General features: G+C 69.7%; 25 protein-coding genes. 16 read left to right on the top strand and 9 right to left on the bottom strand.

The window, feature by feature from the left end; all coding sequences use genetic code 11:
* The first annotated feature begins 65 nt into the window (after window positions 1–65).
* The 3 genes from H9Y04_RS08385 (at window position 66) to H9Y04_RS08375 (ending at window position 2,761) form a co-directional block, all read left to right on the top strand.
* Window positions 66–1,685, top strand: a complete 1,620-nt coding sequence (locus H9Y04_RS08385) for an MFS transporter (protein WP_187813012.1) — start codon at window positions 66–68, stop codon at window positions 1,683–1,685.
* Window positions 1,686–1,903: 218 nt separating this feature from the next.
* Complete coding sequence (locus H9Y04_RS08380) at window positions 1,904–2,293, top strand: peptidase inhibitor family I36 protein (protein ID WP_187813111.1); 390 nt, start codon at window positions 1,904–1,906, stop codon at window positions 2,291–2,293.
* A gap of 159 nt (window positions 2,294–2,452) precedes the next feature.
* Window positions 2,453–2,761, top strand: coding sequence for a small hydrophobic protein (locus H9Y04_RS08375; protein ID WP_187813011.1), 309 nt, complete (start codon window positions 2,453–2,455; stop codon window positions 2,759–2,761).
* 73 nt (window positions 2,762–2,834) lie between these two features.
* On the opposite strand, the gene H9Y04_RS08370 is transcribed toward H9Y04_RS08375, so the two are convergent.
* Window positions 2,835–3,638: a potassium channel family protein gene (locus H9Y04_RS08370; RefSeq protein ID WP_187813010.1), complete on the bottom strand. Its 804-nt coding sequence runs from the start codon at window positions 3,636–3,638 to the stop codon at window positions 2,835–2,837.
* A 75-nt stretch (window positions 3,639–3,713) separates the two neighbouring features.
* Window positions 3,714–6,446 (bottom strand): pyruvate dehydrogenase (acetyl-transferring), homodimeric type, encoded by a 2,733-nt coding sequence (aceE, locus tag H9Y04_RS08365; RefSeq protein ID WP_187813009.1) that lies wholly within the window; start codon window positions 6,444–6,446, stop codon window positions 3,714–3,716.
* Window positions 6,447–6,983: 537 nt separating this feature from the next.
* Between aceE and H9Y04_RS08360 the strand changes: the two genes are divergently transcribed.
* The 6 genes from H9Y04_RS08360 (at window position 6,984) to H9Y04_RS08335 (ending at window position 11,638) form a co-directional block, all read left to right on the top strand.
* Entirely contained in the window at window positions 6,984–7,412 is a 429-nt protein-coding gene (locus tag H9Y04_RS08360) for a DUF3052 domain-containing protein (protein WP_187813008.1), read from the top strand.
* A gap of 140 nt (window positions 7,413–7,552) precedes the next feature.
* Window positions 7,553–8,020 carry a peroxiredoxin gene (locus tag H9Y04_RS08355; protein ID WP_187813007.1) on the top strand — a complete coding sequence of 156 codons (468 nt, stop codon included), beginning with the start codon at window positions 7,553–7,555 and terminating at the stop codon, window positions 8,018–8,020.
* 172 nt (window positions 8,021–8,192) lie between these two features.
* A complete protein-coding gene (locus tag H9Y04_RS08350; protein ID WP_187813006.1) occupies window positions 8,193–8,768 on the top strand; it encodes a TerD family protein in 576 nt (191 codons plus the stop codon).
* Between the two features lie 195 nt (window positions 8,769–8,963).
* A complete protein-coding gene (locus H9Y04_RS08345; protein ID WP_187813005.1) occupies window positions 8,964–9,539 on the top strand; it encodes a TerD family protein in 576 nt (191 codons plus the stop codon).
* Between the two features lie 70 nt (window positions 9,540–9,609).
* On the top strand, window positions 9,610–10,758 hold the full coding sequence (locus H9Y04_RS08340; RefSeq protein WP_187813004.1) for a DUF475 domain-containing protein: 1,149 nt from the start codon (window positions 9,610–9,612) through the stop codon (window positions 10,756–10,758).
* A gap of 136 nt (window positions 10,759–10,894) precedes the next feature.
* Window positions 10,895–11,638 (top strand): TerD family protein, encoded by a 744-nt coding sequence (locus H9Y04_RS08335; RefSeq protein ID WP_187813003.1) that lies wholly within the window; start codon window positions 10,895–10,897, stop codon window positions 11,636–11,638.
* A gap of 42 nt (window positions 11,639–11,680) precedes the next feature.
* On the opposite strand, the gene H9Y04_RS08330 is transcribed toward H9Y04_RS08335, so the two are convergent.
* Window positions 11,681–12,535 (bottom strand): TerD family protein, encoded by an 855-nt coding sequence (locus tag H9Y04_RS08330; protein WP_187813002.1) that lies wholly within the window; start codon window positions 12,533–12,535, stop codon window positions 11,681–11,683.
* A 229-nt stretch (window positions 12,536–12,764) separates the two neighbouring features.
* On the opposite strand from H9Y04_RS08330, the gene H9Y04_RS08325 reads away from it, so the two are divergent.
* From H9Y04_RS08325 to H9Y04_RS08315, 3 genes are read left to right on the top strand one after another with little or no spacing between them, the layout of a single operon-like run.
* Window positions 12,765–13,925, top strand: coding sequence for an HpcH/HpaI aldolase/citrate lyase family protein (locus tag H9Y04_RS08325; protein WP_187813001.1), 1,161 nt, complete (start codon window positions 12,765–12,767; stop codon window positions 13,923–13,925).
* Between the two features lie 11 nt (window positions 13,926–13,936).
* The gene (locus H9Y04_RS08320; RefSeq protein ID WP_308800899.1) at window positions 13,937–16,426 is read left to right on the top strand and encodes a phosphoribosyltransferase; all 2,490 of its coding nucleotides are present in this window, start codon (window positions 13,937–13,939) and stop codon (window positions 16,424–16,426) included.
* Between the two features lie 11 nt (window positions 16,427–16,437).
* Window positions 16,438–17,268 (top strand): HAD family hydrolase, encoded by an 831-nt coding sequence (locus H9Y04_RS08315; RefSeq protein ID WP_187813000.1) that lies wholly within the window; start codon window positions 16,438–16,440, stop codon window positions 17,266–17,268.
* Here the strand turns inward: H9Y04_RS08315 and H9Y04_RS08310 are convergent.
* Entirely contained in the window at window positions 17,186–17,863 is a 678-nt protein-coding gene (locus H9Y04_RS08310) for a DedA family protein (protein WP_187812999.1), read from the bottom strand. The genes H9Y04_RS08315 and H9Y04_RS08310 overlap by 83 nt on opposite strands.
* A gap of 133 nt (window positions 17,864–17,996) precedes the next feature.
* On the opposite strand from H9Y04_RS08310, the gene H9Y04_RS08305 reads away from it, so the two are divergent.
* From H9Y04_RS08305 to H9Y04_RS08290, 4 genes are all read left to right on the top strand, one after another.
* A complete protein-coding gene (locus H9Y04_RS08305; protein ID WP_187812998.1) occupies window positions 17,997–19,136 on the top strand; it encodes a sensor histidine kinase in 1,140 nt (379 codons plus the stop codon).
* The gene (locus H9Y04_RS08300) at window positions 19,127–19,771 is read left to right on the top strand and encodes a response regulator transcription factor (protein ID WP_187812997.1); all 645 of its coding nucleotides are present in this window, start codon (window positions 19,127–19,129) and stop codon (window positions 19,769–19,771) included. Before H9Y04_RS08305 ends, H9Y04_RS08300 begins: the two co-directional genes overlap by 10 nt.
* A gap of 140 nt (window positions 19,772–19,911) precedes the next feature.
* Window positions 19,912–20,571: an O-methyltransferase gene (locus H9Y04_RS08295; RefSeq protein WP_187812996.1), complete on the top strand. Its 660-nt coding sequence runs from the start codon at window positions 19,912–19,914 to the stop codon at window positions 20,569–20,571.
* Between the two features lie 155 nt (window positions 20,572–20,726).
* Complete coding sequence (locus tag H9Y04_RS08290) at window positions 20,727–20,948, top strand: FmdB family zinc ribbon protein (RefSeq protein WP_187812995.1); 222 nt, start codon at window positions 20,727–20,729, stop codon at window positions 20,946–20,948.
* 52 nt (window positions 20,949–21,000) lie between these two features.
* On the opposite strand, the gene H9Y04_RS08285 is transcribed toward H9Y04_RS08290, so the two are convergent.
* From H9Y04_RS08285 to H9Y04_RS08265, 5 genes are all read right to left on the bottom strand, one after another.
* Window positions 21,001–21,972, bottom strand: a complete 972-nt coding sequence (locus H9Y04_RS08285; protein ID WP_187812994.1) for a sugar kinase — start codon at window positions 21,970–21,972, stop codon at window positions 21,001–21,003.
* A complete protein-coding gene (locus H9Y04_RS08280) occupies window positions 21,969–22,592 on the bottom strand; it encodes a bifunctional 4-hydroxy-2-oxoglutarate aldolase/2-dehydro-3-deoxy-phosphogluconate aldolase (protein WP_187812993.1) in 624 nt (207 codons plus the stop codon). The genes H9Y04_RS08285 and H9Y04_RS08280 overlap by 4 nt, the downstream gene beginning before the upstream one ends.
* Before the next feature lie 61 nt (window positions 22,593–22,653).
* Window positions 22,654–23,799 (bottom strand): galactonate dehydratase, encoded by a 1,146-nt coding sequence (gene dgoD / locus H9Y04_RS08275; protein WP_187812992.1) that lies wholly within the window; start codon window positions 23,797–23,799, stop codon window positions 22,654–22,656.
* 161 nt (window positions 23,800–23,960) lie between these two features.
* Window positions 23,961–24,638: a FadR/GntR family transcriptional regulator gene (locus H9Y04_RS08270; protein ID WP_187812991.1), complete on the bottom strand. Its 678-nt coding sequence runs from the start codon at window positions 24,636–24,638 to the stop codon at window positions 23,961–23,963.
* Between the two features lie 81 nt (window positions 24,639–24,719).
* Window positions 24,720–25,316 carry a DUF4383 domain-containing protein gene (locus H9Y04_RS08265; RefSeq protein ID WP_187812990.1) on the bottom strand — a complete coding sequence of 199 codons (597 nt, stop codon included), beginning with the start codon at window positions 25,314–25,316 and terminating at the stop codon, window positions 24,720–24,722.
* Window positions 25,317–25,457: the final 141 nt, after the last annotated feature.

Genomic DNA, 25,457 nt, shown 5'->3' with positions numbered 1-25,457 from the left:
CGTGACAGTTACCGACTAGTGGCTGACGTTGTCAACTGTCAGTCGCTGTCACTAGCCTTTTCCGTATGACTAGTCAGACCACCGTCGAAAAGGCCGGCAAGGCCCCCGATTCCCCGGCGAGTACCTCCGAACCGACCACGGCCAAGGGGTTGCGCGGCCACCCCTGGCTGACCCTGTTCGCCGTGGCCATCGGCGTGATGATGGTCGCTCTCGACGGCACGATCGTCGCGATCGCCAACCCCGTGATCAAGACGGATCTCGGCGCCACCTGGCAGCAGATCCAGTGGATCACCAACGGCTACTTCCTGGCCCTCGCGGTCACCCTGATCACCGCGGGCAAGCTCGGTGACCGCTTCGGCCACCGCCAGACCTTCCTCATCGGCGTCGTCGGCTTCGCGGCCGCGTCCGGCGCCATCGGCTTCTCGAACAGCGTCGGCTTCGTCGTCGCCTTCCGTGTCCTGCAGGGCCTGTTCGGCGCGCTGCTCATGCCGGCCGCGCTCGGTCTCCTTCGCGCGACCTTCCCGGCCGAGAAGCTCAACATGGCCATCGGCATCTGGGGCATGGTCATCGGTGCCTCCACCGCAGGCGGCCCGATCCTCGGCGGCGTGCTCGTCGAGCACGTCAGCTGGCAGTCGGTCTTCTTCATCAACGTGCCGGTCGGCATCGTCGCCGTCGTCCTCGGCATCCTGATCCTCAAGGACCACCGGGCCGAGAACGCGCCGCGCTCGTTCGACCTGCTCGGCATCGCGCTGCTCTCCGTCGCGATGTTCTCGCTGGTGTGGGCCGTCATCAAGGCGCCCGAGTGGGGCTGGGGCTCGACCAGCACCTGGGCCTGGATCATCGGCTCCCTCGTGGCCTTCGCGCTCTTCGCCTTCTGGCAGACGAAGGTCAAGGAACCGCTGATCCCGCTGAAGCTGTTCCGCTCGCTGCCGCTGTCCGCCGGTGTGGTCCTGATGGTCCTGATGGCGATCGCCTTCATGGGCGGTCTGTTCTTCGTCACCTTCTATCTGCAGAACGTGCACGGCATGAGCCCGGTCGACAGCGGTCTGCACCTGCTGCCGCTCACCGGCATGATGATCGTCGGCTCCCCGCTCGCGGGCGCGATGATCACCAAGGTCGGCCCGCGCATCCCGCTCGCGGGCGGCATGGCGGTGACCGCCCTCGCCATGTACGGCATGTCCACCCTGGAGACCGACACCTCCAGCCTCACCATGTCCGTCTGGTTCGCGCTGCTCGGTCTCGGTCTCGCGCCGGTCATGGTCGGCGCCACCGAGGTCATCGTGGGCAACGCCCCGATGGAGCTCTCCGGTGTCGCGGGCGGTCTGCAGCAGGCCGCGATGCAGATCGGCGGCAGCCTCGGCACCGCCGTGCTCGGCGCGATCATGGCGTCGAAGGTGGACAACAGCCTGGCGGAGAACTGGGCCGACGCCGGCCTGCCGCCCATCCCCGAGGCCCAGTTCGGCCAGGCCGCGGAGGCCGTGCAGTCCGGCGCCGCACCGGTGGCCCCGAACACCCCGCCGGAGATCGCCGCGAAGATCACCGATGTCGCGCACGACACCTTCATGTCCGGCATGGGGCTCGCGAGCCTCACGGCCGCGGGTGTCGCCGTCGTCGCCATCTTCGTCGCCCTGCTCACCAAGAAGGGCGCCAACGCGGAGGCGGGCGCGGGGGTCGGCCACATCTGACGTCTCCCGTACGGGAAGTGAGGCTTCTTCCCGTACGAGCAGCAGGCAAGAAATCCCCGTCAGGGCACCCTGGCGGGGATTTCCCCTATCAGGGTGACGGCAGCCCGAACCCCCTTCCGGACCGCTTGCGCCGCAGGTCACAGTGGCGCCAACTGATCGACGCGACACGGGGGTTCGCATCCATGAGCAGGACCGCAGCCATGCGCAGGACCGCACACCTGAGGACGACCGTCACCGCCGCCGCACTCGGCGTCGCGGCGCTCGCCACGGCGGCCGCGCCCAGCGCCGCAGTACCCGCGGGCGCCGCGCCGCCGGGCCAGGGGGCGCGCTGCGGACCGGGGGAGCTGTGCCTGTGGGCGGAGCCGGACTACACCGGCTCCCGCACCGCGCACGAGCTCACCGAGCTGACGACGGAGGCCTGTACGGCGCTGCCGGAGGGGAGCAGCGCCCAGGCCCTCGTCAACCGCACGGCCCGCCCCGTCACCACCTATCAGTCCGCGGAGTGCGAGGAGACCGGCGACTTCGAGACCTACCCGGGCCGCGGCGGCGGCACCTGGGCTCCCGCATCGCCGTACCGGGTACGGGCGTTCAAGATCTGGGAGAGCTGACTCAGCCCCTGCGGCGCTTGAGCAGATCTTTCAGCCCCTCCGGCGCTTGAGGAGATCCGAACGAAGTTCGGATGCGGGGAGCGGACGAAGCCCGCGATGACTGACCCCCCGCATCCGGGGCACCCGTCCCACAGGCCCCGTCCACCAAGGCAGGGAGTGATGATGGCGGGCTTCGGAAACAGCACGCGCAAGCACCCCCGGACACGTGGCCGCACATGGTCCCGGTCCGGGCCGGACCGCGCGACGCTCGCGATCGTCGGCGTGATCTGCGCCGTCGCCGGGTTCTTCGTGCTCCACATCCTGCTCGGCCCGCTCGCGATCCTGTGCGGGTGGCTGGCCATGGGACGCCGCTGGGACGGCGGACGGAGCATTCCGGCACTGGTCGCGGTCGTCCTGGGTGCTATCGACACCCTGCTGGCGCTGCTCGCGATCGCGGGCGCCGCAGGCCCCGGCAACGGAATGCTCTAGCGGGAAACAAGGGAACGTTCCGACGGGACACACCGACGGCCGGCTGAGAAGCCGGCCGTCGGCCTGTGGGGAGCTACCTGGCCTCGGGCCCTGGCATGGAAGGGGCCGGCACCGAGGTACTTGAAGAGCCCGGACCCACCCCCTCGCGCGACTGCAGCGCCGCGACCTGCGCCCGCAACGCCCTGACCTCATCGGTCAGTTCGAGGATCGCCGCCGTCTGTCGGCGCTCCTCCGCGTCGTCCGACTCGAAACGCGAGATGAACCAGGCGGCGATGTTCGCCGTGACCACACCGAGCAGCGCGATCCCCGAGAGCATCAGACCGACCGCGAGCACCCGCCCGAGCCCGGTGGTCGGCGAGTGGTCGCCGTAGCCGACCGTGGTCATCGTGGTGAAGGACCACCACACCGCATCGCCCAGCGACCGGATGTTCCCGTCCGGTGCCTCCCGCTCCACCTCGAGCACGGCCAGTGAGCCGAACATCAACAGGCCCACGACCGAACCACCCACATAGGTGGTCAGCTTTATCTGCGTGGCCATCCGGGCCCGCCGCCCGACGAGCAGCAGCGTGGAGATCACCCGAAGGAGCTGGAAGGGCCGGAGCAGCGGCAGGAGCACCGCGAGCAGATCCAGCCAGTGATGCCGTACGAAGTGCAGCCGGTGCTCGGTCAGCACCAGCCGTACGAGGTAGTCCGCGGCGAACGCGCCCCAGACCACCCACTCCACCACCCGGCACGCTTCCCTGATGCTCGCCGACGCGTCGGGCGCCACGATCGGTACGGCGTACGCGAGGGCGAAGAGCACCGCGAGGGCCAGCAGCGGGCGCTGGGTGTGGTTCTCCCAGCGGATCTGCGGGGGCTGTTGTTTGAGGCCGGCCATAGCGCGCATCGTAGACAACGCGAAAGGGCGGCGGGACCATCAGGTCCCGCCGCCCTCACCAGCGGATCGTCGTGTTTACGCGTCCCCGCCCGCGGCCCCCGGGTCCGCCGCCGCCACATCGAGCAGCTGGTAGCGGTCGATGGCCTGCTTCAGGACCGAGCGGTCGATCTTGCCGTCCTTGGCGAGCTCGGTGAGCACACCAAGGACCACCGACTGCGCGTCGATGTGGAAGAAGCGACGGGCCGCGCCACGGGTGTCGGCGAAGCCGAAGCCGTCGGCGCCCAGAGAGCTGTAGCGGCCGGGCACCCAGCGCGCGATCTGGTCGGGAACGGCACGCATCCAGTCGGAGACGGCCACGAACGGACCCTCCGCGCCGTTGAGCTTCTGCGTCACGTACGGGACGCGCTGCTCCTCCTCCGGGTGCAGGAGGTTGTGCTCCTCGACGTCCACGGCGTCACGGCGCAGCTCGTTCCAGGAGGTCGCCGACCAGACATCGGCCCTGACGTTCCACTCCTTGGCGAGGATCTCCTGCGCCTCGACGGCCCACGGCACCGCGACACCGGACGCCATGATCTGCGCCGGGATCTGGCCCGCCTCGCCCTTCTTGAAGAGGTGGATGCCCTTGAGGATGCCCTCGACGTCCACGTTCTCGGGCTCGGCCGGGTGCTGGATCGGCTCGTTGTAGACGGTGAGGTAGTAGAAGACGTCCTCACTGTTCTCGCCGTACATCCGCCGCAGACCGTCCTTGACGATGTGCGCGATCTCGAAGCCGTACGCCGGGTCGTAGGCGACACAGGCCGGGTTGGTCGAGGCCAGCAGATGCGAGTGGCCGTCCGCGTGCTGCAGGCCCTCACCGGTCAGAGTGGTGCGTCCGGCGGTCGCACCCAGGACGAATCCGCGCGCCAGCTGGTCGGCCATCTGCCAGAACTGGTCGCCGGTGCGCTGGAATCCGAACATCGAGTAGAAGACGTACACCGGGATCAGCGGCTCGCCGTGCGTGGCGTACGCCGAACCCGCGGCGATCAGGGAGGCGGTGCAGCCGGCCTCGGTGATGCCGTCGTGCAGCATCTGGCCGGTCGGCGACTCCTTGTAGGCGAGCAGCAGCTGGCGGTCCACCGACTCGTACTGCTGGCCGAGCGGGTTGTAGATCTTGGCGCTCGGGAAGAAGGCGTCCATGCCGAACGTGCGGTACTCGTCCGGCGCAATCGGCACGAACCGCTTGCCGATCTCCTTGTCCCGCATCAGGTCCTTGAGGATGCGGACGAACGCCATGGTCGTGGCGATCGACTGCTGCCCCGAGCCCTTCTTGGCGCTCGCGTAGACCTTGTCGTCCGGCAGCTGCAGCGGCTTCGCACGCACCACACGGGCGGGGACATAGCCCGCGAGCCCCTTGCGGCGGTCGTGCATGTACTGGATCTCTTCCGAGTCACGGCCCGGGTGGTAGTACGGCGGGGCGCCGCCCTCGAGGTCCTTGTCCGCGATCGGGATGTGCAGGCGGTCGCGGAAGTGCTTGAGGTCGTCGACCGTCAGCTTCTTCATCTGGTGGGTCGCGTTGCGGCCCTCGAAGTTCGGGCCGAGCGTCCAGCCCTTGACCGTCTGCGCCAGGATCACGGTGGGCTGGCCCTTGTGCTCCTGCGCCGCCTTGTACGCCGCGTAGACCTTCTTGTGGTCGTGACCACCACGGCCCAGGTGGAGCAGCTGGTCGTCGGTCATGCCCTCGACCATGGCGCGAAGCCGGTGGTCGTCGCCGAAGAAGTGCTCACGGATGTACGAACCGGACTCGGTCGCGTACGTCTGGAACTGGCCGTCCGGCGTGGAGTTCATCTTGTTGACCAGGATGCCGTCCCGGTCCTGGGCGAGCAGCGGGTCCCAACTGCGGTCCCAGATCAGCTTGATGACATTCCAGCCGGCGCCGCGGAACTGCGACTCCAGCTCCTGGATGATCTTGCCGTTGCCGCGCACCGGGCCGTCGAGCCGCTGCAGGTTGCAGTTGACGACGAAGGTCAGGTTGTCGAGGCCCTCGCGGGCTGCGAGCGAGAGCTGGCCGAGCGACTCGGGCTCGTCCATCTCGCCGTCGCCGAGGTAGGCCCACACATGCGACTTGGAGGTGTCCGCGATGCCGCGGTGCTCCATGTAGCGGTTCATCCGGGCCTGGTAGATCGCGCCGAGCGGGCCGAGGCCCATCGACACGGTCGGGAACTCCCAGAAGTCCGGCATCAGGCGCGGGTGCGGGTACGACGACAGGCCGTACGGCGCCTTCGACTTCTCCTGGCGGAACGCGTCGAGCTGCTGCTCGGAGAGCCGGTCCAGGAGGTAGGCACGGGCGTACACACCGGGCGATGCGTGGCCCTGGAAGAAGATCTGGTCGCCGCCGTCGCCCTCGTCCTTGCCGCGGAAGAAGTGGTTGAAGCCCACGTCGTACAGCGAGGCCGAGGAGGCGAAGGTCGCGATGTGGCCGCCGACGCCGATGCCGGGGCGCTGGGCGCGCGAGACCATGACGGCCGCGTTCCAGCGGGTCGCGTTGAGGATCTTGCGCTCGATCTCCTCGTTGCCCGGGAAGAACGGCTCGTCCTTGGTCGCGATGGTGTTCACGTAGTCCGTGCTGCGCATCTCGGGCACGGCGACACGCTTCTCACGGGCGCGCTCGATCAGCCGGAGCATCAGGTAGCGGGCCCGCTCGCGGCCCCGCTCGTCGACCGCCGCATCCAGCGAGTCGAGCCATTCCTGAGTCTCTTCGGGATCAAAGTCCGGGACCTGGCTGGGCAGGCCGCCAATGATGATCGGGTTGCGATCGGATCCGGAAGCCACGCTGTTCCTTCGCTCGTCGGAGTGCTGTCCGCACGGGATTCGCGCCGTTGTCCATCGTGTACCCGGGCATTGCTCTCGTCATCTGTACCGAGCGGTAACCAAGGGTCCGGGACGGCGTCCCGTGCGCGGGTTCGGCCCAAATCGCAACGATACGCCCACGTACGGGGCGTGGCCCCCAGGGGCGTTGGGCCCGGAGCGCCCGGCGAAGGTCCCTACCCGGTCACGTCGTCCCGATGGAACACAAAGCGGCCGACGGCTGTATTTTTCCCGTACGTGCTTCATACGGACCGGGTACCCCACGCTCCCGCCCACTTGCCGCAGGCGCCCGTAAATCCGACGTATCGCTGTGGGATCAATCACCGATCGAGGAAAAATCGGGCATTGAGTTGCGGTGACACGGTCGGGAACGTCACCGTTTCGGCGGTCTCGACGGCCGGGTACTTGCGCGATCCGTCCCGCCCGTGTGGACTACGGCCAACGCTTCGCGCACGCGCGAGGCGCAAACGACATCCGAAAAACATGATCAGGAGGCAATCCGTGAGCGCGACCGCGGACCACGCGGAGTCGAACCTGGCCGCCAGGCTGGGTTTCCAGCCCGAGCAGGTGGTCCAGGAGATCGGCTACGACGACGACGTCGACCAGGAGCTCCGCGAGGACATCGAAAAGATCATCGGCAGCGAGCTCGTCGACGAGGACTACGACGATGTGGCCGATGGCGTGGTGCTCTGGTTCCGTGAGGACGACGGGGACCTGACCGATGCGCTGGTGGATGCCATCGCGTACATGGAGGAAGGCGGCTCCATCCTCCTTCTGACCCCGAAGACCGGCCGCGACGGCTACGTCGAGCCGAGCGAGATCGGCGAGGCCTCCACCACCGCCGGCCTCTCCGCCGCGAAGAGCATCAGCGCCGGCAAGGACTGGACGGCCAGCCGTCTCAGCACCCCGAAGGCCGCCAAGAAGCGCTGACCACGGGACACACGCCGAGCAGACCCCCGCCAACCCGTTGGCGGGGGTTCTTGCGTGGGCGGGTGATTGTCGGCGGCTGCGCATAGGGTTGGATTCACCCGATCAGGCCAACGAGGTTCTTCCGAAGGGACAGCTCAGGCATGACTTCCGCCGCGATCGCCGTCGGTACGAAGGCCCCGGACTTCGCGCTCAGGAGCCAGCACGGCGAGACGGTCCGCCTCGCCGACCTCCGGGGCGAGAAGAACGTGCTGCTCGTCTTCTACCCGTACGCCTTCACCGGCGTCTGTACGGGGGAGCTCGCGGCGCTGCGCGACGCGCTGCCGCAGTTCGTCAACGACGAGGTGCAGCTGCTCGCCGTCTCCTGCGACGCGCCGTTCAGCCAGCGGGTCTTCGCCGAGCAGGAGGGTTTCGCCTTCCCGCTCCTGTCCGACTTCTGGCCGCACGGCGAGGCCTCGCGGGCGTACGGGGTCTTCGACGAGGAGAAGGGCTGCGCGGTGCGCGGCACCTTCGTCATCGACAAGGAGGGCGTCGTGCGCTGGAGTGTCGTCAACCCATTGCCGGACGCGCGCGACCTGGACGAGTACCTGGCCGCGCTCGACAAGCTGTGAATCTCTATCGTTCCTCTTGATTTTCCCCGGACCACCCGGTGAAGAGGCGATCCGAGATGATCCTTGCGGCGAAGAGCCTTTTTGCCGCGGGAACCCGTCACTAGGATCCAGTCGTTGATCCGATGCCAATGCACCACGGGGGCGCTGCCCCTGGAAACTATTTGGAGGACTCGTGGGAGTCAGCCTCAGCAAGGGCGGCAACGTCTCGCTGACCAAGGAGGCCCCGGGCCTGACCGCGATCACGGTCGGCCTCGGCTGGGACATCCGTACCACCACCGGTACGGACTTCGACCTGGACGCCAGCGCCATCCTGACCGGGGATGACGGCAAGGTGACCAGCGATGCGAACTTCGTCTTCTTCAACAACCTCAAGAGCCCCGACGGCTCCGTCGAGCACACGGGTGACAACCTCACCGGTGAGGGCGAGGGCGACGACGAGCAGATCAAGGTGAACCTGGCGGGCGTGCCGGCCGAGATCACCAAGATCGTCTTCCCGGTCTCGATCTACGACGCCGAGAACCGCCAGCAGTCCTTCGGCCAGGTGCGCAACGCGTTCATCCGCGTCGTGAACCAGGCCGGCGGCCAGGAGATCGCGCGCTATGACCTCTCCGAGGACGCGTCCACCGAGACCGCCATGGTCTTCGGTGAGCTCTACCGGCACGGTGCCGAGTGGAAGTTCCGCGCCATCGGTCAGGGCTATGCGTCGGGTCTGCGCGGCATCGCGCAGGACTTCGGCGTGAACGTCTGACGTCCGACCCGGTTTTTCCTCCGTACGTCGTGCACGTACGCCGGTGCGTGACGCTTCACGCACCACGGCCCGGCGCCCCGCACGGGGTGCCGGGCCCGTCCGGCGCCGCACTCGCAGTGCGGCGCCGGACGTCCTTGACCAGCAGCATCGCGCTCGATCGGCGCAGCGCGCCGTAACTCCGGGGAGGACACGATCATGGGCGTCACGCTCGCAAAGGGAGGCAATGTCTCCCTCTCCAAGGCCGCACCGAACCTCACACAGGTGCTGGTCGGGCTCGGCTGGGACGCACGCTCCACCACCGGAGCCGACTTCGACCTCGACGCCAGCGCCCTGATGTGCAGCGGCGGACGGGTGCTCGGGGACGAGTGGTTCATCTTCTACAACAACCTCAAGAGCCCCGACGGCTCGGTCGAGCACACCGGTGACAACCTCACGGGTGAAGGCGACGGCGACGACGAGTCGCTGCTCATCGACCTCTCGAAGGTGCCGGCCAACGTCGAGAAGATCGTCTTCCCCGTCTCGATCCATGACGCGGACAACCGAGGCCAGACGTTCGGCCAGGTCAGCAACGCCTTCATCCGGGTCGTCAACCAGGCCGACGGCCAGGAGCTGGCGCGTTACGACCTCTCCGAGGACGCCTCCACCGAGACCGCCATGATCTTCGGCGAGGTCTACCGCTACGGCGGAGAGTGGAAGTTCCGGGCCGTAGGCCAGGGGTATGCGTCGGGGCTCCGCGGGATCGCTCTAGACTTCGGGGTCAACGTTTCGTAAAGCCGCGCGCGGCGGGGGGTACCTCCGTACTCGGCGCGGGGGAGCCCCGTACACAACGATTGGGTAGCCAGTGGTACTGAAAACCTTCGGCTGGTCGTTCGCGGTCACCGCGCTCGGCCTGGTCGCAGCGGTGTTCATCGGGGGGTGGCAGGCGTTCGGGATCGTTGCGATCCTGTCCATCCTCGAGATCTCGCTGTCCTTCGACAACGCGGTGGTCAACGCCGGAATCCTGAAGAAGATGAATGCCTTCTGGCAGAAGATCTTCCTCACCATCGGCATCCTGATCGCCGTCTTCGGTATGCGACTGGTCTTCCCCGTCGTCATCGTCGCGATCAGCGCGAAGCTCGGTCCGATCGAGGCCGTCGACCTCGCGATGAACAACAAGAAGCTCTACGAGCAGTACGTGACCGACGCGCACGCGTCGATCGCCGCCTTCGGTGGCATGTTCCTGCTGATGATCTTCCTCGACTTCATCTTCGAGGACCGGGACATCAAGTGGCTCGGCTGGATCGAGCGTCCGCTCGCCAAGCTCGGCAAGGTCGACATGCTGTCGGTCTGCATCGCGCTGATCGTTCTGCTCGTCACGTCGATGACCTTCGCGGTCAACGCCCACACCCACTCGGGTCACGTGGACAAGGCGCAGACGGTTCTCATCTCCGGTGTCGCCGGTCTGATCACGTATCTCATCGTGGGCGGTCTCTCCGCCTACTTCGAGGACAAGCTCGAAGAAGAGGAGGAGCGCGAGCACGAGGAGGAGGAAGCCGCGAAGAAGGCCGGCAAGCCGGTCTCGGCGGTCCGGCTCGCCGGCAAGGCCGCGTTCTTCATGTTCCTCTACCTCGAGGTCCTGGACGCGTCCTTCTCCTTCGACGGTGTCATCGGCGCCTTCGCCATCACCAACGACATCGTCCTGATGGCGCTCGGCCTCGGTATCGGCGCCATGTACGTCCGGTCGCTCACGGTCTACCTGGTCCGCCAGGGCACCCTGGACGACTACGTGTACCTGGAGCACGGCGCGCACTACGCGATCGGTGCGCTGGCCGCGATCCTGCTCATCACGATCCAGTACGAGATCAACGAGGTCATCACCGGCCTCATCGGTGTCGTCCTGATCGCCGCCTCCTTCTGGTCCTCGGTGCGGCGCAACCGCGCGCTCGAGGCGGCCGAAGGGGGAAAGGGCGAGGGGTCGGATGAGAAGTCCGAAGTCTCCTCCGGGGTGTGACCTCCCGGTAGACCAGGGAACGCTCTGAGGCGGGGCGGCCACGAGGTGCTGAACCTCGGGCCGCCCCGCTTCGTTGTGCGGGCAGGTGAGCCCGTAGTCGTACGGGCAGTTGTGCAGGCAGGGGAATGGGGGCGGGATGTCCTTCTTGGACGGTCTGCGGCGTGGACGGGCCGCGCAGTTCGAATCGGGGAGCGCCGCGACCAACGCGATCGCCCTCACCAAACGGCACCCGGCGGTGTCCCTGAACCGTCAGGGCGCGGCCACCGGCAATCTGCGGGTCAACCTGTCCTGGCGGATGCGCACGTCGGACATCGAGGGCCGCTCGCGGCAGAGCGGCCTGCTCAGGCATCCGTTCAAGATGTTCAAGCCCGACGTGGTGCAGGCGCACACCCAGGGCGTGGTCAACGTCGACCTGGACATCGGGTGCCTGTACGAGCTGACGGACGGCGCCAAGGGTGTGGTCCAGCCGCTCGGCAGCTTCTTCGGGAACCTCAACGCGCCGCCGTATGTGAAGCTCAGCGGCGACGACCGCTTCGGTGCGCCCTCCGGCGAGACCATCTACGTCAATCTGGACCACCGCGAGTCCATCAAGCGACTGCTCGTCTTCGTCTACATCTACGACCAGACACCGGCCTTCGACCGTACGCACGCCAAGGTCACGCTGTATCCGAGCAACGGGCCGCGGATCGAGATCGAACTCGACGAGCGCGCCCCGCAGGCCCGGTCCTGCGCCGTGTTCTCCCTCGAGAACGTCAAGGGCGAGCTGACGGTGCGGCGCGAGGTGAAGTTCGTCTACGGGTTCCAGGCCGAGCTGGACCGGTTGTACGGGTGGGGGCTGCAGTGGGGGCGGGGCTACAAGTCGAAGGTGGGGGACCGGTGAGTGCCCGCGCCCCGGCGACGGCTCCGTGCACCGGCCCCCGTGTCAGCGGCCGATGAACTGAGGTCCCTGCGGCGGCAGCTTGAAGTGCGGGTCCGGGGCCGGTGCGGGCTGGGCCGGCGGCACCGCGGGGGCAGGCTGCGGATAGCCGTAGGCGGGCCCCGAAGCTGCGGGCTGCGGATAGCCGTACGCGGGCTGGGTCGGCGGGGTGGGCGTGGGGGCCGCCGGCTGGTGCGGGTAGCCGTACGCAGGCTGGGGTCCCGGCGAGGCCGCGGCGGGCCCCGGGTCCGGGGGAGCGACGGGCTGTGCGGGAGCGGGGACCGGGGCGGGCTGTGCGGGGGCCTCGGCCTTGTTGTCGGACTCGTCGACCGCGATGCCGAAGTCCGTGGCCAGGCCTTCCAGACCGTTGAGATACCCCTCGCCGACCGCGCGGAACTTCCAGCCTTCCTTGCGCCGGTACAGCTCGCCGCAGATCAGCGCCGTCTCATCGCCGGTCTCCGGCTTCACATCGAAGACCGCATACGGCTTGTCGCCGCCCTGGACCGCGTCGTACAGCGAAATACGCAGCGCTCGGACCTGCCTGAACGGCACGCCGTCCGCCGAGGCCACGATGAGGATCTTGACCACGGCCGGTTCGATGCCCGCCAGATCGGCCTGGAGCGTGTCCGTCAGGCCCTCGGCGAGACGCTTCTTGCCGAGCCGCCAGACCTTGCCCGAGGGGTGGCGGGGCTGGTTGAAGAAGACGAAGTCCTCGTCGGAGCGGACCCGGCCGTCCGCGCCGAGCAGCAGCGCGGAGGCGTCGACGTCGGGCACATCGGAGCTCGGGGCCCAGCGCAGCACGGCGCGTACCGCCGTCGCTTCGAGCGGGACGTTCGACCCCTTCAGCATCGTGTGCGTCATGACGGTCATCCTGCCTGCTGCGTGCTTGCCGGGACAACGCGGGGGCCCTACCGGAAGCGGCCGGAACGCCTACTGTGTCGGGTGGAATCCGACTCGTGCAACAGTGTCGGTCATGGCCGCGTTACTCGCGTTTTCCTGAATTTCACGCGTGAGGGGAACTGCCGACACGCGTCCCTACGTACTATTACCGGCCACATCGAAGCGGTCACCTGTCGTTACGGGGAGTCTCATGCGTCATTTCGGGCACATAGCGCCTGAGATCCGGAAGGGTTTGTTCCACCAGGAGCCCGGCGAGTTCGACGCCGACTCTCCCGCCCCCCTGCTCTCGGCCGCGCTCGGCGCCACCCTGTACAGCCCGGCCACCCGGCCCCGCCTCGCCCAGGACATCCTCAAGCAGGTCGGCCGCGGAGTGGTCTCGATGGTGCTCTGCCTCGAGGACTCGATCGACGACGCCGAGGTGGACGGCGCCGAGGCGAATCTCGTCGCCCAGTTCGCGGAGCTTGCGGCGCAGGACACACCGGTTCCGCTGCTGTTCATACGGGTGCGCAAGCCCTCGCAGATACCCGACCTGGTCCGCCGGCTCGGACCCTCCGTATCCCTCCTGTCCGGATTCGTGCTGCCGAAGTTCACCGAGGACCGCGGAGTGCCCTTCCTCGAGGCAGTGGCCGCCGCCGAGCTGGCCAGCGGGCGGCGGCTGTTCGCGATGCCGGTCCTCGAGTCGCCCGAGCTCCTTCATCTGGAGTCCCGGTCGGACACCCTCGCCGGGATCGCCCGCACCGTCGACAAGTACCGCGACCGCGTCCTCGCGCTGCGGCTCGGTGTGACCGATTTCTGCTCCGCGTACGGGCTGCGCCGGCCGCCGGACATGACCGCGTACGACGTGCACATCGTCGCCTCCGTGATCGCGGACGTGGTGAACGTGCTCGGCCGGGCCGACGGCACCGGCTTCACCGTGACCGGGCCGGTGTGGGAGTACTTCCGCCACCAGGAGCGGATGTTCAAGCCGCAGCTGCGCGCCAGTCCCTTCCTCGGCCGGGCCGAGGAGCTGCGCACGGCGCTCATCGAGCACGACATGGACGGACTGCTCCGCGAGATCTCGCTCGACCGGGCCAACGGGCTGCTCGGCAAGACCTGTATCCACCCCTCCCATGTGCTGCCGGTGCACGCGATGTCGGTGGTCAGCCATGAGGAGTTCAGCGACGCGCAGGACATCCTGCGGCCCGAGATGGGCGGCGGTGGCGTCCTGCGCTCCGCGTACACGAACAAGATGAACGAGGTGAAGCCGCATCGCGCCTGGGCCGAGCGGACCCTGCGGCGCGCGCAGGTCTTCGGCGTGGCCCACGCCGAGGTCGGCTTCGTGGAACTGCTCGCGGCCGGCCTTCCCGGCTGATCGTGAACGACGTGAGGAAAGCAAAGAACGTGGTGTGGTCGGGTACCTGGGTCGCGCAGCGGCTCGGAGTCGAGCTGGTCGGCGATGCGCAACTGAACGAGATGCTGGGGCTCGCGCTGCGCCGTAACCCCAAGCGGGCCCATCTGCTGGTGTCGAACGTGCTCGGCAAGCACGTCCCGCAGCGGCCCGTGACGGTGTACATGGCGGGGCGGGACCTCGGGGCCCGGGTGTACGAGCTGCTCGGCGAGGTTGAGGCCGCGCGGGCGGTCGTCCTCGGCTACGCGGAGACCGCGACCGGGCTCGGCCACTCCGTCGCGGACGGGCTCGCGCTCGCGCCGTATCTGCACTCCACCCGGCGCCCGGTGGACGGCGTGGCACAGGCGGGCGGCTTCGAGGAGTCCCACTCGCACGCGACCTCGCACCTGCTGCTTCCCGAGGACCCCGAACTCCTCGCGGGCGACGGCCCGTTGGTGCTCGTCGACGACGAGTTCTCCACCGGCAACACCGTGCTCAACACGATCCGCGACCTGCACGCCCGCTACCCCCGCGACCGGTATGTGATCGTCGCGCTCGTGGACATGCGCTCGCCCGAGGACCAGGGCCGGCTCGACGCCTTCGCCGCCGAGATCGGGGCGCGCGTCGACCTGGTCGCGGGCGCGGCGGGCACCGTACGGCTGCCGGAAGGCGTCCTCGAGAAGGGCCAGGCGATCGTCGCCGAGCAGGAGGCCCTGCCCCTCAAGGTGCCCGCCCAGCGCTCGGCGCCCGGCACGGTCACACGGGTCGAGCTCGGCTGGCCCGAGGGCCTGCCCGACGGCGGGCGGCACGGCTTCACGCCACGCCACCGGGTCGCGCTCGACGGTGTGCTGCCGGGGATGGGAGCGCGCATCGCCGAGGCGCTGGGCGAAGGGGCCGGCCGCACGCTCGTGCTCGGCTTCGAGGAGCTGATGTACACCCCGCTGCGGCTGGCAGGAGTCATCGGGGGCCGGGGCGTCGACGTCTTTTACTCGACCACCACGCGCTCGCCCGTCCTCGCGGTCGACGACCCGGGCTACGCGATCCGCACCCGCCTCAGCTTCCCGGCGCACGACAACCCCGCCGACGGACCCGGCACGCGCTACGCGTACAACGTCGCGGGCGGCGGCTTCGACTCGATCGTCCTCGTCGTCGACTCGGTGGCGGACACGCCCGAACTGCACGCCCCCGACGGCCTGTTGGCCCGCCTCGCCGGGCACGCACGGCAGGTGCTGCTCGCCGTCATCCCGTCGTACGTCCCCGCGTCCGCATCCGTCTCCGGGTCCGCATCGGTCCCCGCGTCCGCATCCGAAAGGTCCCGCATGCTGCCCGAGCCCCTCCGTGGCCCCGCCTTCTCCTCGTACGCACCCGACGAGGTCGGCTGGCTGCTCCAGGACCTCTCGGACGTGGAGCTCGAAGCGCCCACCGAGGAGCGCGAGGAGGCGATCCAGAGCGGCGGCGCGCACTACGCCGAGTCGCTGCCGGTGGAGTACCAGCCGAGCGAGCAGTACCAGGACCTGTTCAAGGCCGCGCTCGACACCTCGGCGGCCCGGATCGCCCAGGCCGTCGGTGTCGTCACGGAGACCGTGCTCGCCGAGCACACCGGCGACACCCCACCCGTCCTGGTGTCGCTGGCCCGCGCCGGCACCCCGGTCGGTGTCCTGATGCGCCGCTGGGCCCAGCACCGCCACGGCCTGGACCTGCCGCACTACGCCGTCTCGATCGTGCGCGGCCGCGGCATCGACGCCAACGCCCTGCGCTATCTCGCCGCCCACCACGACCCGGCCGCCGTCGTGTTCGTCGACGGCTGGACCGGCAAGGGCGCCATCACCCGCGAACTCGCCCAGGCCATCGAGGAGTTCGAGGCCGCCGGCGGCGCCACCGGCTTCTCGCCGGAGATCGCGGTCCTCGCCGACCCGGGCTCCTGCGTGCGCACCTACGGCACCCGCGAGGACTTCCTCATCCCCTCCGCCTGCCTCAACTCCACGGTCTCCGGCCTGATATCACGTACGGTGCTCCGCTCCGACCTGGTCGGCGCGGACGACTTCCACGGCGCGAAGTTCTACCGCGAGCTGCTCGGCGCCGATGTGTCCGGGCTCTTCCTCGACACCGTGGCCGCCTGCTTCGACGAGGTGACCGAGGCCGTGGACCTCCAGGTCAAGGAGCTGCTCGTCGCCGACCGCGCGCCGACCTGGGAGGGCTGGGCCGCCGTCGAGCGGATCAGCGAGGAGTACGGGATCCACGACGTGAACCTGGTGAAGCCGGGCGTCGGCGAGACCACCCGCGTGCTCCTGCGCCGGGTCCCCTGGAAGATCCTCGCCCAGCGCGGCGCCGGCGCGGACCTCGACCACGTACGGCTGCTCGCCGAACAGCGAGGAGTCCCCGTCGAGGAGGTCGACGACCTCCCGTACACCTGTGTCGGCCTGATCCACCCGCGCTTCACGCGCGGCGCCACCGGCGCCGACGGCAAGGCGGTGGACGCCAAGTGACCACGCCCTTCATGCCTTCGCAAGGAACGGCCCCCACCCTGGTGGCCAGCGACCTCGACCGGACCCTGATCTACTCACCGGCCGCCCTGGCGCTCGGCATGCCCGACGCGCAGGCGCCGCGGCTCGTCTGTGTCGAGGTGCACGAGGGCAAGCCGCTCTCCTTCGTCACCGAGGAAGCGGCCGTCCTCCTCGACGAACTGGCGCGCAGCACCGTCTTCGTGCCGACCACCACGCGGACCCGCAAGCAGTACCGGCGGATCAACCTGCCGGGCCCCCGGCCGCAGTACGCGATCTGCGCCAACGGCGGCCACATCCTCGTCGACGGGGTCTCCGACCGCGACTGGCGCAAGCAGGTCGCCCGCCGTCTCGCCGACGAGTGCGCCTCGCTCGACGAGGTGCGCGAGCATCTGCGGCGCAGTGCCGACGAGGCCTGGCTGCTCAAGGAGCGCGTGGCGGAGGACCTGTTCGCCTATCTCGTGGTCGAGCGGGCGCTGCTGCCCGAAGGCTGGGTCAAGGACCTCGCCGAGTGGGCCGACGGCCGCGGCTGGACCGTGTCGCTGCAGGGCCGCAAGATCTACGCGGTGCCGAAGCCGCTGACCAAGAGCGCCGCCATGCGCGAGGTCGCGCGCCGTACCGAGGCGGGCCTCACGCTCGCGGCCGGCGACTCGCTGCTCGACGCCGACCTGCTGCTCGCCGCGGACCGCGCCTGGCGGCCGGGCCACGGCGAACTCGCCGACGAGGGCTGGCAGTCGCCGCAGCTCACCGCTCTTGACGAGCGGGGAGTCGCTGCGGGTGAGGAGATCGTGCGGCAGCTCCTCGACGCCGACCGCGACCGGGCCTGAAGATCCGGATCGCCCCGAAGAGGAGTACGGCGCCGGCGGCCGCGATCAGGACCACCTTCGAGTAGACGGACACATAGCCCGAGACCTGCTCCCAGTTCTCTCCCAGGAGATAGCCGGAGAGGACGAAGACGGTGTTCCAGATCGCGCTGCCGAGCGTCGTCAGCGTGAGGAAGACGGGCAGCCGCATCCGCTCGATGCCGGCCGGCACCGAGATCAGGCTGCGGAAGATCGGCACCATCCGGCCGAAGAAGATCGCCTTGGTGCCGTGCCGCTGGAACCAGGCCTCGGTCCGCTCGATGTCCGACAGCTTGACGAACGGCACCTTCGCCGCGATGGCCACGGTGCGCTCACGGCCGAGCAGCGCCCCCACCCCGTACAGGGCGAGCGCCCCCACGACGGAGCCGATCGTCGTCCACACCAGGGCGGCGATCAGGTTCATGCTGCCCGTACTGGAGGCGAAGCCCGCGAGCGGCAGGATCACCTCGCTGGGCAGCGGCGGGAAGAGGTTCTCGAGCGCGATGGCGAGGCCCGCGCCGGGGGCCCCGAGGGCGTCCATGAGCGTGTTGACCCACTGCGTTGCGGTGTCTTCGATCATTCCTCCACCGTAGGAAGCCGCGCCTGAAGCCACACTGAAGCCGGCCGCAAGGCCCGGCTGCGGTGCACCGCAGTGCGGAATTGCGGTTTTCCGCAGTGCGCAGGCCCCCGCACCGCACCTAGCCTGGGTGATCATGAAATCTCTGGTACGCCGGGGTCTCCGGCTCGCCGTGGGGCTCACGCTCGGCGCCTGCTCGGCCCTCGCCGAGCTGCTCTTCGCGCTGCTCGCGGGTCTGGCGCTGCTGCTCGTGCAGGCCTGGCCGCGGGCGCGCAGCGCGGTGCTCCGCCCGGTGCACCGGCTCGCGCGGGGGCTCGCCGAGTGGGAGCGCAAACGGCTCGCGGCGTATCTGGGGGCCGAGTCCTCCGCCGCGTACACCCCCGGGCGAGCGCTGCGCTATCTCGCCGCCCGGTGGCCCCTCGGGCTGCTCGGCGCCGTCTGCCTGGTGTGCGTGCTCATCGGTGCCGCGTACGGCGGGTATCTGTTCCTCGGGTGGTTCGTGGGCGACGTGAACAGTCCGGGCACGGTCCTGTTCAGCGGTCTCGCCGGTCTCTTCCTGCTCTTCCTTTCGCTGCAGGGGATGCTGGCCGTCGGCGAGTTGGAGAAGAAGCTCGCGCGCCACCACCTCGGCCCCAGCGAGCAGGAGGAGCTGCAGCGCCGGATCGAGGAGCTGGCCGTCAGCCGGGCCGGAGTCGTCGAGGCTGTGCACGACGAACGGCGCCGTATCGAAAGGGACTTGCACGACGGAGTGCAGCAGCGGCTCGTCGCCCTCGGCATGCTGCTCGGCCGGGCACTGCGCGGCCAGGACCCGGAGCGCCGCGAGGAACTCCTGCGCCAGGCCCACGAGGAGAGCCGCCTCGCACTCGGGGAACTGCGGGACGTCGCCTGGCGGGTCTACCCGGTGGCCCTCGACGAGGCGGGGCTCGCGGCCGCCCTGGAATCGGTGGTCGAGCGCACCTCGATTCCCGTACGGCTCGACTACGGCCTGCCGGCAGAGCCCGACCGCCCCGTGGCCACCGTCGCGTACTTCGTGGTCTCCGAAGCCGTCACCAACGCGGTCAAGCACTCGCAGGCGACCGCGATCTCCGTACGTCTGGCACAGGCGTCCGGGCGGCTGCTCGTCACCGTCGGGGACGACGGCATCGGCGGCGCCGACCCCGCGGGCGGCGGCCTGGTGGGTCTGCGCCGCCGAACCGCCGCCCTGGACGGCACACTTGATGTGCACAGTCCGCCCGGCGGACCCACCCTGATCACCGCGGAGCTGCCGTGCGCGTAACCCTGGCCGAGGACTCCACCCTGCTGCGCGAGGGCCTGGTGCGGCTGCTCGTCGACGAGGGCCATGAGGTGCTCGCCGCCGTCGGCGACGCGGAGCAGCTGCTCGCGGCCGTGGAGCGGGAGCGGCCCGATGTGGTGGTCGCGGACGTACGGATGCCGCCGACGCACAGCGACGAAGGGCTGCGGGCGGCGATGGAGATCCGCAAGCGGTGGCCGGACGTGGGTGTGCTCGTCCTTTCGCAGTACGTGGAGAAGCGGTACGCCACCGAGCTGCTGACCGGCGAGACCGAAGGTGTCGGGTATCTGCTCAAGGACCGGGTGGTCCAAGTCGACGAGTTCCTGGACGCGTTGGAGCGGGTGCACGCGGGGCGGGCCGCCTTCGACCCCGAGGTGGTGGCGCAGCTCCTCGGCCGCTCCAGCCACGCGGACCTCCTGGAACGGCTGACCGCGCGCGAGCGCGCCGTCCTGGCCGAGATGGCGCAGGGCCACACCAACGCGGTCATCGCCACGCGTCTGCACATCTCCCGGAGCGGGGTGGAGAAACACATCAACGCGATCTTCGACAAGCTGGAGCTGTCGGGGACACCGGGGATTTCGCGCCGAGTGCTGGCCGTACTGCGGTACTTGGGGGAGTGATCCGGCTGCTCGGAGGAGTGAGCCGGCTGCTCGGAGGAGTGAGCCGGCTGCTTGGGGAGTAATCGGCTTGCGTCCGCTTTCGGGCGGGCGGAGGCTTTCGGCGAGCCAGGGAGAGGCCCGGCCCGACACCAAGGGGATGCATGACCAGTGACCGGCGCACACAGCTGACCGACGAGCTCTACGCGTACATGGTGGAGCACAATCCGCCGCCGGACGCGGTGCAGCGCGAGCTGATCGAGGTGACGCGGAGCGAATTCCCGGACGCCGCGGGGATGCAAGTGGCCCGGGACCAGGGCCCGTTGCTGGCCTTTCTCGTCCGTCTGACGGGGGCGCGGCACATCGTCGAGGTCGGCACGTTCACCGGGATGTCCTCGCTCGCGATGGCGCAGGCGCTGCCCGCCGACGGGACGCTGCTCGCCTGCGACGTCTCCGAGGAGTGGACCGCGTACGCGCGTCAGGCCTGGCAGGACGCGGGGGTGGCCGACCGGATCGAGCTGCGGATCGCACCGGCTCTGGAGACGCTCGCCGCGCTGCCGCAGGAGCCCCACATCGACCTCGTGTTCCTGGACGCGGACAAGGTCAACTACGGGGCGTACTGGGAAGAGCTGGTGCCGCGGGTGCGGCAGGGCGGGCTGCTCGTGGTGGACAACGTGTTCATGGGCGGGGGTGTGGTCGACCCGGATGCCACGGGAGCGCCGGCGGCGATCCGCGAGTTCAACGAGCGGGTGCGGGGCGACAAGCGGGTCGAGAGCGTGATGATTCCGGTGGCGGACGGGGTGACGCTGGCGCGGAAGGTGTGAGGGCTTCCGGGCGTACGGCTTCAGGGCGTAGGGCGTCCGGGCGTGGGGCGTCCGGGCGTACGTCTTCAGGTCGTACGGGGTGACCTCGGGCGGCCCTCTCGTGAGGGGCGGACCGGACCTCCCCACCAGGAGGCCGCCCCCACTAACCTGTCCCCATGCCCCGCTATGAATTCCGCTGCCGGACCTGCGGCGACACCTTCGAGGTCAGCCGCCCCATGTCCGAGTCGTCCGCCCCCGCCAGCTGCCCCACCGGGCACGAGGACACGGTCAGGCTGCTGTCCGCGGTGGCCGTGGGCGGCACGTCCGCGGCGCCCGCCGGTGGTGGCGGTGGCGGTGGCGGTGGAGGCGGCTGCTGCGGCGGAGGGTGCTGCGGCTGATCTCGGGGCGGGGCCCGGGCCCCGGCGCCACACGCCCGTCACCACACGCCCGTCACCGCACCACGGTCCCCGCCCCCGCGCCCAGGAGTGGCAGCTCGGCCCGCGTGGGCGCACCCTCCCAGTCCCCGTGCGAGGCCACCGCGAAGGCGCCGGTGGTCACCGCCCGGTCGAGGCGGCCCGCCGCGTCCTCGCCGTCGAGCAGCGCGGAGAGATAGCCGGCGACGAAGGCGTCACCCGCACCCACCGGATCGACCGCCCGCACCTGGCGGGCCGGCGCGCGCAGCTCGTCACCGCCCGTGTGGACCGCGGCGCCGTCCGCCCCGTACTTGACGACGATCTCGCCCACGCCGAGGCCGAGCAGCAGCTCCGCCTGTCCGGTCACCTCGCGCGGTGCGGAGGACGGCAGGCACAGCGGGAGTTCGTCGTCGGAGGCGATGAGGACATCCACGTACGGCATCCAGTCGGCCAGGACGTCCGCCGCCTCCTCCGAACTCCACAGCCGGGAGCGGAAGTTCACATCCAGGCAGACGAGCGTCGAGTGCTCGCGGGCCAGCCGCAGCGCGCGGCGTGCGGCGCACAGCGCCGACGGGCCGAGCGCGGGGGTGATGCCCGTCAGATGCAGGATCCGCGGCGGCGCGGCGGTGAACGCCGCTTCGACGGCGCAGGCCTTCAGGCGTGAACCCGCCGATCCCGAGCGGTAGTAGTGCACCCGCGTCACCTCGGGCAGCCGAGGTTCGAACAGGATCAGACCGGTCGGCGCCCCGTCGTCCCGGCTCGCCCCCGACACGTCCACGCCCTCGGCGCGCAGCGTGCGCAGGACGAGTTCCCCCGCCTCGTCGTCGCCCACGGCACCCGCCCAGGCCACCCGGTGGCCGAGCCGCCCGAGCCCGATGGCGACATTGGACTCGGCGCCCGCGACGGACACCCGCATCGAGCCGCCCAGCTTCAGCGGACCGCTGCCGCGCAGCGCGACCATCGTCTCGCCGAAGGTGAGCACTTCAGGGGCCTGTACCGCTCCGCTCATCGCGCGCACACCGCCTTGAACTGCGCGGCACGACGGCGCAGTTCGCCGAGGTCGCCGCCGTCCGCCGCGTCGCCGATGAGCGGGGAGCCCACGCCAACCGCGATGGCGCCGAGCTTCAGATACTCCTCGGCCTCGGTTGTGCCGACCCCGCCGACCGGCACGAACGGCAGGTCGGGGAAGGGGCCGAGCAGTGCCTTGAGATAGGCGGGGCCCCCCATCACGGAGGCCGGGAAGATCTTGAGGGCCGTGGCTTCCGAAGCGGCGGCCTGGCATATCTCGCTCGGCGTGAGCACCCCGGCGAGCACCGGAAGCCCCTGCGCCAGGGAGGCGGCGCAGCCGGGGCCGAGCCCCGGAGTGACGATGAGGTTCGCGCCGGCCTCGACGGCCCGCTGGGCGTCCTCCTCGGTGACCACGGTGCCGGCGCCGAGCCAGGCCTCGTCACCGAGTTCGGCCCGTGCGCGCTCGATGACCTTGAGTGCGTCGGTGCCGCTGAGCGACACCTCGACCAGGGGTACGCCCGACTCGACCAGGGTCATCACGCTGCGGAAGGACGCCTCCGCGTGCCGGCCGCGGATGATCGCGACAAGCCGTTCCTCGCGCAGGGCGGTGCTGAAATCCATGCTCTTTCTTTCTCTTCTTCGTCTACGGGGGAGGTCGGTGTCCACGGGGGCGGTGCGCCGGTCACCATTCGGCGAACGAGGCGTCGTCATGGCGCCAGACCGGATTGCGCCAGGCGTGCCCCGACTTGTCGGCGGTCCGCACGGCGGCCTCGTCGATCTCCACGCTGAGGCCGGGGCGCTCGGTGCGGGCCAGCGAGCCGGCGTGGAAACGGAAGGGCTCCGGGTCGGCCACGTAATCGAGGAGCTCGGCGCCCTGGTTGTAGTGGATGCCGATCGACTGTTCCTGGATCAGGAAGTTGGGCGTGGTGAAGGCCACTTGGAGGCTGGCGGCGAGCGCGACCGGCCCGAGCGGGCAGTGCGGCGCGATCTGGGCGCCGTACACCTCGGCGAGTGCGGCGATACGGCGCAGCTCGGAGATGCCGCCGGCATGGGAGATGTCCGGCTGGAGGACGGCCACGCCGGATGCCAGCGGAGCGAGGAACTCGCGGCGGGAGTACAGGCGTTCACCGAGCGCGATCGGGATGTTGGAGGCGTTCACCAGGGCCGGCATGACGTTCATGTGCTCGGAGAGGACCGGCTCCTCGACGAACATCGGGGCGGTTTCGGCGAGCAGCGGAAGGAGCCGCCGTGCATTGGCGGGGGATACGCGGCCGTGGAAGTCGAGCCCGAAGTCCCTTTCCTCGCCCAGGACTTCGCGGGCGGTCTCGGCGCGCCGCACACACTCCCGTATCTCCGCGCGGGTCGCCACCGGCGTCATCCGCCCGCTGCCGTTCATCTTGACCGCCGTGAAGCCCGCCTCGATCTGGGCGGCCACCGCCTCGCGTATCGCGGCCGGTTCGTCCCCGCCGACCCAGGCGTACGCGCGGATCTTCGACCGCACGGGACCGCCGAGCAGCTGGTGCACCGGCTGCCCGTACGCCTTGCCCTTGATGTCCCACAGGGCCTGGTCGAGCCCGGCCACGGCGCTGGAGAGCACCGGGCCGCCGCGGTAGAAGCCGCCCTTCGTCATGACCTGCCAGTGGTCCTCGATACGCAGCGGGTCCTGGCCGGTCAGGTACTCGGCGAGCACCTCGACGGCGGCGCGCACCGGTTCGGCGCGGCCCTCGACGACGGGTTCACCCCAGCCGACGATCCCGTCGTCGGTCTCCACGCGGCAGAACATCCAGCGCGGCGGGGCGAGAAACGTCTCGATCCGGCTGATCCTCATGCGGTCTCCTTCCTGGCGCATCCGTGCAGCGTCCGCGGACGCGTCCATGGCTTGGGCGTGCGGTGGCGGTTGGTGCAGGAGGGGCGGTGCTAGGGGCGGCAGGAGTGACAGTGCTAGGGGTGGCAGGAGTGACAGTGTCAGGGGTGGCAGGAGTCGCAGTGCTACGGGTGGTCGCGCATGGACAGGTCCAGGAGGCGGAGCATCGCCTCGTGCGCACCGTCCGGGTCCCCGTCCCGGATGCGTTCCACCACGGCGGCGTGCTCGGGCAGGGGATCGTCGTGCGGCCGGGAGTGCACCGCACGGTCGCGCTCGATCAGGGCCGGGATGATGACGCGGTGCAGCTGGGAGAAGAAGCGGTTCCCCGAGGCGCGCAGGAGCGCCAGATGGAAGGAGGCGTCAGCCCGTACGGCGAGAACGGGATCGTTGTCGTACGCGGCCATCGCGGCCAGGGCGGCATCGAGCGCGGCCAGATCCTCGTCGGTGCGGCGTACGGCGGCGAGGGCGGCGGAGGCGGGTTCGACCGCGCGCCGCAGCTCGAAGAGGTCCGCGAAGAAGTCATGGGGTGCGCCGGAGGCGAGCTTCCAGCGCAGGACATCGGGATCGAGGAGGTTCCAGTCGTCGCGGGGCCGCACGAAGGTGCCCCGCTTCTGCCGGGCGTCGAGCAGTCCCTTGGCGGTCAGGACCTTGATCGCCTCGCGCAGCACGGTCTGGCTCACGCCCAGATCCGCCATGAGCTGCGGAAGCCCGAGGATGTCCCCTTCCTCGTACGTCCCGTCGAAGATCCGCAGGGCGATCGCCTCGACGGCGGCCTTGTGGACGCCGCGCCCCGCGTAGGTCATCAGGGGGCCTCCGGGATGCGTACGAGCGAGGGGTGGTCGGTCTTCCTTTTCACCCTCGCACGACTCTTGGTTATTTATCAATTATCCGTCGTTCGCTCCAAACGGAGTGCCCGCGGGACGGTCTGATCCTCCATGCCGCAGGGGTCGATGTGCCTTGGCGGCCTGCTCGCGCGCGGCCTGTTCGGGGTGGCGTGCCTGCCAGTACGGGTTGTCGTGCGGAAGCGTCGCGCTGACCCGGCCGTACATGCCGAAGAACATCAGCATGATGCCGACCGCGAAGCTGAAGAGGACGTTCTGGATCTCGAACGCGAGGAAGTTGAACCGCGTCTCGAGCAGGGCGAGATTGACGAACCCGCTGAGAATGAAGGCAACTCCCAGGACCATGTTGAGCGTTGAGGCGAAGTTGCCGCCGATCACCATGCCCGCGAAGAGCAGCAGCCCCACGCAGATCGAGAGCACGCTCAGCGCGCCGTTGGTGTTGAGGCCGGCGACGCGGTCACCGCCGGTGTCGAAGAAGCCGACCTTGTCGATCAGGCCGAGGATGCCGAAGACGAGCAGCACCAGACCGGTCAGACCGGCCCCGATCCGGTAGACCGTGCTGAGCCGGTGGTCGACGGGCAGATGCTCGTCGAGGGTGATGTGCCGCCGGGATCCGGGATGCATTGCGTGCGTGGCCATGTCCGCCTCCCTGTGGTCGCGGAGGCCGTGCCTGCGTACGCGGAGTGTGCCGCGTACCTGCTTCCAGGATCCGCCCGTACGGGGGCGATGTCACCTGGGGTCGCTCAGCGTCACCGGGCCGTCGCCTGGCGTCAGTTGCCC

The sequence above is a fragment of the Streptomyces polyasparticus genome (genome assembly GCF_014493765.1).
In the GTDB taxonomy this organism is placed as follows: Bacteria; Actinomycetota; Actinomycetes; order Streptomycetales; family Streptomycetaceae; genus Streptomyces; species Streptomyces polyasparticus.
This window is presented reverse-complemented; position numbering and strand designations above follow the sequence as displayed.

Bases quoted from the DNA above. Each gene is read 5' to 3' on its own strand.
- H9Y04_RS08385 (WP_187813012.1), top strand. From the start codon at position 66: ATGACTAGTCAGACCACCGTCGAAAAGGCCGGCAAGGCCCCCGATTCC.
- H9Y04_RS08375 (WP_187813011.1), top strand. From the start codon at position 2,453: ATGATGGCGGGCTTCGGAAACAGCACGCGCAAGCACCCCCGGACACGT.
- H9Y04_RS08370 (WP_187813010.1), bottom strand. From the start codon at position 3,638: ATGGCCGGCCTCAAACAACAGCCCCCGCAGATCCGCTGGGAGAACCAC.
- H9Y04_RS08355 (WP_187813007.1), top strand. From the start codon at position 7,553: ATGACTTCCGCCGCGATCGCCGTCGGTACGAAGGCCCCGGACTTCGCG.
- H9Y04_RS08345 (WP_187813005.1), top strand. From the start codon at position 8,964: ATGGGCGTCACGCTCGCAAAGGGAGGCAATGTCTCCCTCTCCAAGGCC.
- H9Y04_RS08335 (WP_187813003.1), top strand. From the start codon at position 10,895: ATGTCCTTCTTGGACGGTCTGCGGCGTGGACGGGCCGCGCAGTTCGAA.
- H9Y04_RS08330 (WP_187813002.1), bottom strand. From the start codon at position 12,535: ATGACGCACACGATGCTGAAGGGGTCGAACGTCCCGCTCGAAGCGACG.
- H9Y04_RS08325 (WP_187813001.1), top strand. From the start codon at position 12,765: ATGCGTCATTTCGGGCACATAGCGCCTGAGATCCGGAAGGGTTTGTTC.
- H9Y04_RS08315 (WP_187813000.1), top strand. From the start codon at position 16,438: ATGCCTTCGCAAGGAACGGCCCCCACCCTGGTGGCCAGCGACCTCGAC.
- H9Y04_RS08310 (WP_187812999.1), bottom strand. From the start codon at position 17,863: ATGATCGAAGACACCGCAACGCAGTGGGTCAACACGCTCATGGACGCC.
- H9Y04_RS08305 (WP_187812998.1), top strand. From the start codon at position 17,997: ATGAAATCTCTGGTACGCCGGGGTCTCCGGCTCGCCGTGGGGCTCACG.
- H9Y04_RS08295 (WP_187812996.1), top strand. From the start codon at position 19,912: ATGACCAGTGACCGGCGCACACAGCTGACCGACGAGCTCTACGCGTAC.
- H9Y04_RS08290 (WP_187812995.1), top strand. From the start codon at position 20,727: ATGCCCCGCTATGAATTCCGCTGCCGGACCTGCGGCGACACCTTCGAG.
- H9Y04_RS08285 (WP_187812994.1), bottom strand. From the start codon at position 21,972: ATGAGCGGAGCGGTACAGGCCCCTGAAGTGCTCACCTTCGGCGAGACG.
- H9Y04_RS08280 (WP_187812993.1), bottom strand. From the start codon at position 22,592: ATGGATTTCAGCACCGCCCTGCGCGAGGAACGGCTTGTCGCGATCATC.
- dgoD (WP_187812992.1), bottom strand. From the start codon at position 23,799: ATGAGGATCAGCCGGATCGAGACGTTTCTCGCCCCGCCGCGCTGGATG.
- H9Y04_RS08270 (WP_187812991.1), bottom strand. From the start codon at position 24,638: ATGACCTACGCGGGGCGCGGCGTCCACAAGGCCGCCGTCGAGGCGATC.
- H9Y04_RS08265 (WP_187812990.1), bottom strand. From the start codon at position 25,316: ATGGCCACGCACGCAATGCATCCCGGATCCCGGCGGCACATCACCCTC.